Genomic DNA, 8,827 nt, shown 5'->3' with positions numbered 1-8,827 from the left:
TGAACGGTATTTTTCCCATATGGAGCCAATTCAGGATCAGCAATTGCGATTTTTTTTATTTCGGGGTTCAATGATGTTTGCAAACCTTCTGAAAGATCAAATGCCGAGCTCCACATCGCTACTTTTCCTAATGCATATATTTCGGCTTTACCGAAATTCCTGTTTTCGTTTTTAATTTTCTCTATGAAAGAGGAATCTGCGGAGAGAAAGAGATCAAAGGGCGCTCCATTGACGATCTGCTGAGTCAATAATCCTGAAGATCCGAAGGTAAGTTCTATTTTTTTACCGGGATTTTCCGTTATATAAAGTTTTTTTAATTCTTCCATAACATCTCTGAGGTTAGCCGCTGCTGCAACAGAAACAAATGAATTTTGTGTGCTATTTTTCTGATGGCCAGATTCTTTTTTACAGCCAAAAAAAAGTAACAAAGTGAAAATGGTAAAAAATAAATGTCCGAATCGAATCAATCTGTCCATAAGTAGCACGAAAAGAAAGATTTATAATAAGACTTTCTTATCTCTTTTCAAAGATAAGGGTATAAGTTGAATTATTCAAATAACATTTCGTGAAAAATGAAGATTAATCCAGTTTTTTCAGGGTCATGCATTTTTCTTTTTCTCCTGTTTTTATCACAGAAATGTCAACATATTTTACCAATCGTTTGCTTGCCAATTTAAACTCTTTTGCCTTTTTATCAGCATATTCGTAGGTATACCCTACTCCCATCACCACTTTATGGCCGTTGCAGATCCCCATTGCCAAATAGAGGTACTCGCCTATTCCTGCCTGTTTATAAGTAGTCATACTGTTTAAAATTAATGATAAAAATCATTTCCAGAACTGATCCGGATAGTTGTCCTGCTCTTTCTGATGGATAAGGCTCAGTTTGTTTCCTATTTCCGTCATTTCATCATCTGATAAATGGTTTTCCAGATGTGGAAAATACATTCGTTCTTCAAAACGTATATGCCCGCTCAAAGCATCTGCAAAATCTTCTAAAAGTCTGGGATTCTGAGATTGATTCACAGTATTAATCAGCTTTCTTATTTCAGAATGTTCTTTCTGCATCTGAAACTGAAGGCTTTCATTTTCCGGTTCCGGCAATACGGTATCCTCTATTTCAAAATGTTTGCTCAGGCTTTCCTGCCAAAAATAGTTGATATATTTTTTGATCCTGTCGTAAGTAATATTCTTTCTAACCCCTTCACGGATCTTCCAGCTGCACAACAATCCGAAATGATGATCTCTTGATAGTGGTACTAAATTTTCATTCCTTTTCATATCTTCAAATTTTAAAAAGAACTGCCGCCTTTCAGCAGCAGCTCAAGTTGATTATATTATCTCTTTTCTTTTAATGACCATCCTGTTTTAAGTCCGATAATGAAAATGACGATCAACAGTTCTCCCACAGCAAGCAACACATCCCCGGGAACGCGCAGCCAGCGTAAGGTATGCATCATATCGGTTTGCATGAATTCTGCGGAACGGGCATACCAATATCCTTCTTTAATAGATGCAACAGACTGCATGATGCCGATAGGAAGTAAACTGATGGTAACCATGACCAATAAGCCGATGTTGGTAAGCCAGAATGCCCATCCAATGAGTTTATCATTCCAGTGCCTGTCCGGATACAATCCACGCAATACAAACATCATCAATCCGATTCCTAAAATTCCGTACACTCCGAATAATGCAGCATGACCATGTACAGCTGTTGTATTCAAGCCCTGAATATAGTATAGCGCAATCGGCGGATTAATCGCAAATCCAAAGATCCCTGCTCCTAAGAAATTCCAGAAACACATAGCAATGAAGCAGTAGATCGGCCATTTGTAAGCTCTGATCCATTTTGTGGATTTACTGATCTTATAATTCTGCCATGCTTCAAACCCAATCAATACCAACGGAACAATTTCCAATGCACTGAATGTAGCTCCTAAAGCCAATACTGCGGTAGGTGTAGCACTGAAATACAAGTGGTGGAATGTTCCTAAGATACCCCCTGCAAGGAAAATAATGGTAGAGAACAATACGGCATTGGTAGCGGATTTTAATCCTAATAATCCCAATCTTGTAAATAAGAATGCTGCTACAACGGTTGCAAATACTTCAAAGAAACCTTCTACCCAAAGGTGTACGACCCACCATCTCCAATATTCGGCAATTGCCATGTGTGTTTGTCTTCCGTACATTAATCCTGCTCCATAGAACAATGCGATCGCTACTGCAGAAAGCGTGAATAAAAGTAGTAAATGTCTGTTGGCATCTTTTTTCTTCAAGGCAGGTAATAAGGCTCTGATCATCAATACCAACCACAAAATAAGCCCAACCAATAGTAAAATCTGCCATACTCTACCCAATTCTACATATTCGTATCCGGAATGTCCCCAAAGGAAATTATCAACATACCCTAATTTCTGCATTACTCCGAACCATTGTCCTGCCAATGAACCTAAAACCACGATCAGCAATGCCCCGAATAAAACATTCACCCCAAGTACCTGATATTTTGGTTCGTATCCTGAAACGGCAGGTGCAATATATAATCCTGTTGCCAACCATGAGGTTGCAATCCAGAAAATAGCCAGCTGAACATGCCAGCTTCGGGAAATGGATTGTGGCAGGATCTCATCCAGCGGAAATCCATAGAAAGCACTTCCTTCTACCCCGTAATGTGCGGTAACTACCCCTGCAAGCATCTGAACCAGGATCAGAAGAGCAACAACCCAGATATATTTTAACGTAGCCCTCATGGAAGGAGTTGGCTTCATATTTCTTAAAGGATCTTCCAACGGAAGTTTCTCGCTGAGTTCTTCTTCTTTATGACGGGCATGATAAAATACGAGTAAACCTACACAACCCAACAGCATCAGGACACTGAAACCTGACCATAAGTGCAATGAAGGCGGCGGAATATTACCGATCATCTCATCATGAGGCCAGTTATTGGTATATGAAACCTCATCGCCGGGACGATCTGTGATACAAACCCACGCTGCCCATGAGAAGAAGGCATTCATTTTTGCCATTCTTTCGGGAGTCTTAACTGTATTTTTCGGAATAGCGTATTGATCTCTCAGCTTTGCCATTTCCGGATCATCCATGAATATTTTTGCATAATACTTAGCCAGTTCTGCCTGTACTTTAGCACGTTCCGGACTGATCACAATGGTGTTTGTGGCTTCGTCCAACGTATTTTTGCGGATTTCTTTTTTCAGAAGAACCTTGTATTTCGCCTGTTCATCGTCGGATAAATCTTTATAAACTTTTCCATCTTTTTTAGCCAGTTCTTCCAGAAGAAGAAGTGATTCGCGGTGAAGATAGTCGGCACTCCAGTCAGGCGCGATGTATGCTCCGTGTCCCCATATACTTCCAACGGTCTGTCCCCCGATAGATTGCCAAACATTTTGTCCGTCTTTGATGTCCTGTCCGGTTGCTATAATGGTACCATCTGTAGTTACAATTTTGTCGGGAACCGGCGGAATCTTTCTGTAGATCTCCACGCCATAGAAAATAAGTACCGCAAAGGAACCCAGAATGACCGCCGTGAGCCAGATCCATAATTTTTTAGGTGTCATATACTCAATTTTTAATGTTGTACTTTACTGAAATTCTTTTTCCAGTTTAATTGCTTTCGGGAAAAGGATGTTATTTTCCAGATGAATGTGCTTGTGAAGGTCATTTTCAAAATCCTGAAGCATTGAGAAAGTTACTCTATATGTGTTGCAGGCATCAGCCGGAGGAGTGTATTCATCAGTAAGTTCTGCAATCTTTCTCAGTCTTTCCCCTTCTACGGTGTGTTCATGCTTCATCATGTTCACCGGATTTTCCACTGTTCCGAATGGCGGCTGTGGAATTGCACTTCCGTCAATCTGTGCTTTAACCATGTTTTTAATGAATGGGAAAAGCATAAGTTCTTCTTTCTTCATGTGTGCTCCCAGATCCTGTGCAGAAGCATCAAACAGCTCTCTGATCTCAAACAGTTCGGGATGACTTCCACCATGTACCTTACAAAGCTTGTCTAAAAATGCCTGAAGAACAGGTGTTTTCTCTTCCACGTAGCGGTGATGTGTCTTCTCTACATAATCTGCGAGTAAATCTAATGGCCAACTGTTGAAATCAATAGAATTGTCATCTCTTTTTGAAAGGTTTTCTATTTCTTCGTAGATGGGTTCTGTATCGATCTTTCTGTTTTCGCAGGCTTCTTCGATGGTTCTGCCTCCTTTGCAGCAGAAATCGATTCCGTACTTTTTGAATATTGCAGCAGTTCTAAAATCTTCCGCCACTATTTCGCCTATAAAATCTGTCTTTATATTCATAATTTAATACTTTTTTATCTTTTATTGTTTTAAAATTTTTTGTTTTTTTTAAGGATTTATATTCTTATGATTTTTTTAATGAAAGAATATATTTTACCATTTTCTGTGCATTTTCTTTACTCATTCCGGCATGTGGTGTCATAGGAATATCTCCCCAAACGCCTTTACCTCCGTCAATGATTTTCTGTGCAAGCTGATCAATATCTGCTTCTGTATATTTAGCAGCCACTTCCTGATAAGCAGGACCTACTAACTTTGAGTCTAGCTTATGACAACCAAGGCAGTCTGTACCTTCCACCAATGATTTTCCTTCTGCAATTTCAGCTTCAGGACCGCTTGCTGCAGCTGTGGATGTAATCTCTGAAGAGTCTGCCGGTTTAGGTTCATCAAGCATTATATTGGATTCTGTAGCGTTTGTTGTATCTGTTGCTACTGTTTCTTTTTTGTCTGAACAAGCGGTGATGCTAAGTGATAACAGTAATGCTGCTAATAATAATTTTTTCATTGTTAAATACTTTTCGGATTATAATTCTAATTGTTTTTTGATTTCTTTTACAAGGGCTTCATTATCATTTCCTAAGCCCTCTTTCTGGAAAGCGAGTATTCCTTCTTTAGAATAGACACTGATGATATTGGAGTGAGAAAATTCTATCGGTGAAATTTCTTTATACTTCACAGCCATGATATTAGCCAATTCCCTTGTTTCTGCTTCTGTACTTCGGATGAAAGTCCATTCATCATCCTTAAATTTATTGATTTCCATATAGGCTTTCATAACTTCCGGCGTGTCTGTTTCAGGATCGATAGAGATCAAAACATATTGGATGTCATCACTGTCTACTTTTCCTACCATTTTAGAAATGTTTCTCATTTCATCAGCCAGTCTGGGGCAAGCCGTTTTGCATGAGGTAAAGATCATGGTGGTAACAATTACTTTTCCCTGGAAGTCGGAGAAGGTTATTTTACTTCCGTCCTGTTTTTCCCATTCAGAAGCCAGATTGTATATGGAATCAGGTTTCAAAGGTTCGTTTTTTTTGCTGCAGGAGAATAAAACCAGTGCCAACAAAAAATATAATAGACTTTTCATTTTATTTAAACTTTAATTAATCTTTCGCACATCTAAATCCAAGGTTGTTGAGACAGTAATCGGCTTTCAAGCTTCCTCTGAGTGCATACCGGACAAATGCCGCATAATTTCTGAGATCCGCTGATGTAACTGCCGCGCCTGCACAGAATAGAGATTCATTGGTGGTATTATCTTTTCTGGATTCCCCGCTCATCATCACCGAATTGAAATCATAGGTCCATTCCCACACCATTCCGTACATATCATAAACACCGTAATAATTAGGTTGTGAATGCTTTACAGGCTGTTTGCTTTTATCTTTTTTCTGATAGGATTTCAATATAAATTCTGTAAACTCCGGCTTTTGGGAAGCATCTTTGGAATCTCTGTCCGCAAGTGCTACATATTCCCATTCATCTATTGTCGGAAGTCTTTTCCCTACACTTTCGGCATACGCTTTTGCGGCATACCAGGAAACATTGGTGACAGGCGTTTCCGGACCTAAGTTTTCAGGAATTTCAAAATCGCTCTTCCAGTTTTTCAGATAGGTTGTATCTGCATATAGTCTTAGGATCTTACTTTTGGCCCATTGGGGATTTTTCTTCAGGAATTCGAGATATTCTCCATTGGTAACAGGACTTTCGTCAAGATAAAATGTTTTAACTTTTACGATTCTCCCTGAATCTTTACCAATAAAGGCTTTATACGTTCCCCCATCTATTTTTACCATTTTTTTTGAGCTGGAGACTTTGTTCGGATGGTGTTGAACGTGGGGCTTCGTATCAGAAACATCGCGGTGACCGGAACAGGAAACCTGACTGATAACAATTATAAAAAATATTACTAATACACCTTTCATGATTTCCCTTTTTATAATCCCCAATGAGACCTAAGTAATAACACCCTTTCAACTATATATTTACTTTAATTTAATTTTTCTTATAAATGGCCGGATTTTCAGGACCCGTCACTTTTATTTTTCCCAAAGCTCCTTTATTGAATGCTCTGAAAATGGCATGGTCTACGATCACATATTCTCCCGGAACGGTTGCTTTAAATTCTACGATTGTAGCTCCTCCCGGTGGAATCAAAGTAGTTTGTACATCTTCATTGATCTTGCTTCCTCCTTCTATGTATACTTTGTCAAAGATCTCACCGATAACGTGGAAAGAAGAGGTAAGGTTGGGTCCTCCGTTTCCTACATAAAAACGAACTGTTTCTCCAACTTTAGCCTGAAGTTCCCCTTTACCTAGCAAAGCACCTGTATGTCCGTTGAACACTACATATTCAGGATGTTCTGCAATGGCTTTGTCCATATCAAATTCCTGTAATCCTTTATCCCCGAATTTTCCTTTGGTGTAGAAATCTCCTTGCATGATGTAAAACTCCTTGTCTACTTTCGGTAAACCTCCTTCCGGTTCGATAAGGATCAAACCGTACATTCCGTTGGCGATATGCATTCCTACAGGTGCTGTTGCACAATGATAGACATACAGTCCGGGATTCAAGGCTTTAAAATTGAATACTTTCTCTGTTCCTGGTGCTACAAATGTGGCTTCTGCTCCTCCTCCGGGACCGTTCACGGCATGAAGGTCTATGTTATGAGGAAAATTGCTGTTTTCATTGTTTTTAAGGTGAAGCTCGATCTCATCTCCTACTCTTGCGCGGATAAAACTACCGGGAACTGTTCCGTTGAATGTCCAGAAGTTATATTGCGTTCCATCTGCCAATTCACCGACTTTTTCAATAATTTCCAGTCTTACAATGACTTTTTTGGCAGCTCTCTCTCCTACAGGAGCAGGTACATAAGGCGGAGCAACCAGTTTTTGTTCTTCTGATGAACCGTCAGTAGCTATTTTTTCGGCATCCGCTGTTTTATCTGTGGCAGCGGATGGATTTTGTTTGCATGAATTCATACTGATGAACGCAGACAAAACGGCAGTGATGAAGATGGATTTTTTCATTTTGATTGGTTTACGTTTTTTGGCTTAAAATAATTTTATTCAATTTAACAAGATATAAATACCTTTTAGTGTTTTATTTGTCACTGCTTAAAACTCGATTTTAATTGATTCTGATAAATATTTTATTTTTTTAAAAAAGTCAGTTTCAAATCTAAGTTCTTGACAAACATTCTGATCTTGGAGTTTTCCAGCATATCTCTTATTTCTTTACGGATATGTTTGAAATCATTATGGATAGGACAAGGATGATCTTCCGAGCATTCTCTGAGTCCTAAACCACAACCTGAAAAAAGTTTGTCTCCGTCTATCTCTCTTACAATATCTGCTATAGATTGCTCGAGGTTATTTTCATCCATATAAAAACCACCGTTGGGTCCTTTTGCAGATTGTACAAAACCTTTTCTGCTGAGTTCCTGTAGTATTTTGGCAATGAAATACTCCGGGGAATCTATTCCTGATGAAATATCTTTGATCCCTACTCTGCTTCCGTCCTTGGACTTCTGCGCGATGAAGATCAGTGCACGAATGGCGTATTCACAGGTTTTAGAAAACATTTGTTATTTTTATATTACAAAGATATATATTCGAATTTATATAAAAGAGTTTTTGGTATTTTATTTTTCATGATAATCATCACTCCCATTCCAAAAGTCTTCTTTCTCCCTCGATCTTTTTGATCTCCGAAATATCCTGAGACATTTCGATAACCCCTCGATAGTTCTTCTGTGCGTCTCTTACGGCAAAATATCGTACATAGATTAACTTGTCACGATAATTGAACCAGAACGATGCTTCATTTTGCTCTCCTTTTCTGAAAGCTTCCAATATTTTCAGAACGGTATCCACACTTTTCGGAGGATGGCAAAAACGCACTTCTCTTCCGATAATTCCTGCACTTCTCGGGAAAACACGAATGTCTCCACGGTTATAGAAAATCACTCTGTCGTTTTCATCCACATAGGTAAGATCCAGCGGCAATGTTCTGAATAAAAGATTCACCTGTTCCACTGTCATATATCCTTCATCAAAGTGTGATGCATTTTCATCAAAACTTACATCGGTTCTTATGGTTTTATCTTCGGAAGGATGTACATACTGCTCTTCTTCCGGATATTTTGCGGGTGGCTGACTCAGCATCCAGCCGATTTCATCTTCGCCTTCTCTCATTTTTATCCATTCTTCATCGGTAAGGATCTCCATTGCATTCGGGAAGAGAACCATTTTTTCCACCTGCATCAGATTTCTTAAGTTCTGACCCGCATATTCTATGTTTTGTTTTGCGGAATCCAGATCTTTTTCTTCAATATTTTTTCTGATGATCCTGAAAATATCCCGGATCGTATCATGGAAAGACCACATATTTCTGGAAGGTCCGGTCCACCTTTTTTGCTCCAGAAAAGGAAACAGTTGATTTTCTTTTCGCTCAAATCTCCTCTCAACGGTTGACAAGTGGTTGAAAAGGTTATAAAATTTCT

11 protein-coding genes are annotated in these 8,827 nt (G+C 39.0%); all 11 read right to left on the bottom strand.

Features of this window, described 5'->3' with window-relative positions:
- Positions 1-476 (bottom strand): molybdate ABC transporter substrate-binding protein (gene modA / locus GB932_RS22295; RefSeq protein WP_156758947.1); only part of this gene is annotated, 476 nt, incomplete at its 3' end.
- Positions 477-579: 103 nt separating this feature from the next.
- Entirely contained in the window at positions 580-804 is a 225-nt protein-coding gene (locus GB932_RS22290) for a hypothetical protein (protein ID WP_156758946.1), read from the bottom strand.
- A 24-nt stretch (positions 805-828) separates the two neighbouring features.
- Complete coding sequence (locus GB932_RS22285; protein WP_042721884.1) at positions 829-1,281, bottom strand: hemerythrin domain-containing protein; 453 nt, start codon at positions 1,279-1,281, stop codon at positions 829-831.
- 56 nt (positions 1,282-1,337) lie between these two features.
- Positions 1,338-3,581, bottom strand: coding sequence for a nitric-oxide reductase large subunit (locus GB932_RS22280; protein WP_042721883.1), 2,244 nt, complete (start codon positions 3,579-3,581; stop codon positions 1,338-1,340).
- Positions 3,582-3,605: 24 nt separating this feature from the next.
- Positions 3,606-4,322, bottom strand: coding sequence for an iron-sulfur cluster repair di-iron protein (gene ric / locus GB932_RS22275; protein WP_042721882.1), 717 nt, complete (start codon positions 4,320-4,322; stop codon positions 3,606-3,608).
- Positions 4,323-4,386: 64 nt separating this feature from the next.
- Positions 4,387-4,827 carry a c-type cytochrome gene (locus GB932_RS22270; RefSeq protein WP_120231266.1) on the bottom strand — a complete coding sequence of 147 codons (441 nt, stop codon included), beginning with the start codon at positions 4,825-4,827 and terminating at the stop codon, positions 4,387-4,389.
- Positions 4,828-4,845: 18 nt separating this feature from the next.
- Positions 4,846-5,409, bottom strand: coding sequence for an SCO family protein (locus GB932_RS22265; RefSeq protein ID WP_042721880.1), 564 nt, complete (start codon positions 5,407-5,409; stop codon positions 4,846-4,848).
- 16 nt (positions 5,410-5,425) lie between these two features.
- A complete protein-coding gene (locus GB932_RS22260; protein WP_123277908.1) occupies positions 5,426-6,247 on the bottom strand; it encodes a formylglycine-generating enzyme family protein in 822 nt (273 codons plus the stop codon).
- Positions 6,248-6,317: 70 nt separating this feature from the next.
- The gene (gene nirK, locus GB932_RS22255) at positions 6,318-7,352 is read right to left on the bottom strand and encodes a copper-containing nitrite reductase (RefSeq protein ID WP_042721878.1); all 1,035 of its coding nucleotides are present in this window, start codon (positions 7,350-7,352) and stop codon (positions 6,318-6,320) included.
- Between the two features lie 122 nt (positions 7,353-7,474).
- Entirely contained in the window at positions 7,475-7,906 is a 432-nt protein-coding gene (locus GB932_RS22250) for an RrF2 family transcriptional regulator (protein ID WP_042721877.1), read from the bottom strand.
- Positions 7,907-7,985: 79 nt separating this feature from the next.
- Positions 7,986-8,827 (bottom strand): PAS domain-containing protein (locus GB932_RS22245; protein ID WP_156758945.1); only part of this gene is annotated, 842 nt, incomplete at its 5' end.

It is taken from the genome of Microbacterium karelineae, from assembly GCF_009745985.1.
Classification (GTDB): domain Bacteria; phylum Actinomycetota; class Actinomycetes; order Actinomycetales; family Microbacteriaceae; genus Microbacterium; species Microbacterium karelineae.
The sequence above is the reverse complement of the archived record's forward strand: the minus strand, read 5'-3'. Positions and strand labels throughout refer to the sequence as shown.

What these genes read in the sequence shown, in the direction of transcription:
- GB932_RS22290 (WP_156758946.1), bottom strand. Translation starts at nt 804, where the DNA reads ATGACTACTTATAAACAGGCAGGAATAGGCGAGTACCTCTATTTGGCA.
- GB932_RS22285 (WP_042721884.1), bottom strand. Translation starts at nt 1,281, where the DNA reads ATGAAAAGGAATGAAAATTTAGTACCACTATCAAGAGATCATCATTTC.
- GB932_RS22280 (WP_042721883.1), bottom strand. Translation starts at nt 3,581, where the DNA reads ATGACACCTAAAAAATTATGGATCTGGCTCACGGCGGTCATTCTGGGT.
- ric (WP_042721882.1), bottom strand. Translation starts at nt 4,322, where the DNA reads ATGAATATAAAGACAGATTTTATAGGCGAAATAGTGGCGGAAGATTTT.
- GB932_RS22270 (WP_120231266.1), bottom strand. Translation starts at nt 4,827, where the DNA reads ATGAAAAAATTATTATTAGCAGCATTACTGTTATCACTTAGCATCACC.
- GB932_RS22265 (WP_042721880.1), bottom strand. Translation starts at nt 5,409, where the DNA reads ATGAAAAGTCTATTATATTTTTTGTTGGCACTGGTTTTATTCTCCTGC.
- GB932_RS22260 (WP_123277908.1), bottom strand. Translation starts at nt 6,247, where the DNA reads ATGAAAGGTGTATTAGTAATATTTTTTATAATTGTTATCAGTCAGGTT.
- nirK (WP_042721878.1), bottom strand. Translation starts at nt 7,352, where the DNA reads ATGAAAAAATCCATCTTCATCACTGCCGTTTTGTCTGCGTTCATCAGT.
- GB932_RS22250 (WP_042721877.1), bottom strand. Translation starts at nt 7,906, where the DNA reads ATGTTTTCTAAAACCTGTGAATACGCCATTCGTGCACTGATCTTCATC.